This window comes from Vibrio sp. 1580 (assembly GCF_033340055.1).
This window is the reverse complement of sequence record NZ_JAWOVT010000336.1, coordinates 1-670: the sequence shown is the minus strand read 5'-3', so window position 1 is coordinate 670 and position 670 is coordinate 1. Positions and strand designations below refer to the sequence as shown.

Below are 670 nucleotides of genomic sequence, written 5' to 3'. Positions count from 1 at the left end.
TGGCGGGCTCTTTTGCTTGGGCATTGGTTGTCTCAGTTCGACTCGGTCGCGGTGAAGCCTCTTTGTTCTGAATTGCTGCCGCTGATTCTGCGTCTTGTTTGAGAAGGTCAATCAGTGCAGTAAGCCCTTTAGAAATCGATACTTTCAGCAGCAACCCTTGCTCCTGAACGCCATCTTTCGTAGTAATAGTTCTGGCCTTACGTGTCGGGTTTGCGGGATCTAGTTCAAGCCAATCTAATCGACTGAGTTCAGCAAGCAGTTTTCGGGGAGCACACCAAGGTCTTACGGCATCGGGATAGCGGATCAGTATCTGTTCACCAACCACAACCAGCGCGCTACTGGCCTCTGGGAGCCATGCCAAAGATTCAGGCAGATTCAATGCTTCTGCATCGTGCTGGTTTACGTTATTTGAGATAGCGCCATCATATGAGTTGTTAGGCTTTTCACATCCATCACCTAGAGCATTTTCATTTGCCTGGGGGTTATTAACATCACTAGCAAGACGAAGTTCATCATCTTGTTCGGACGAGTTTGTCGATGACGACTCAGCCGAATTGCCGTGTTCGATTGATGATGACGCTTCAGGCAAGTCTGAATGCTCACTGGAGCGACTCTGTGGCTCTGCTTGTGTTTGCTGTGTTGCTTCCCACTCAGATTTGCTAAACAGTCT

General features: G+C 48.8%; 1 pseudogene. It reads right to left on the bottom strand.

What is annotated here, in order from left to right:
• A pseudogene (locus R7093_RS25865) lies at positions 1-670 on the bottom strand (phosphohydrolase); the annotation flags it as partial.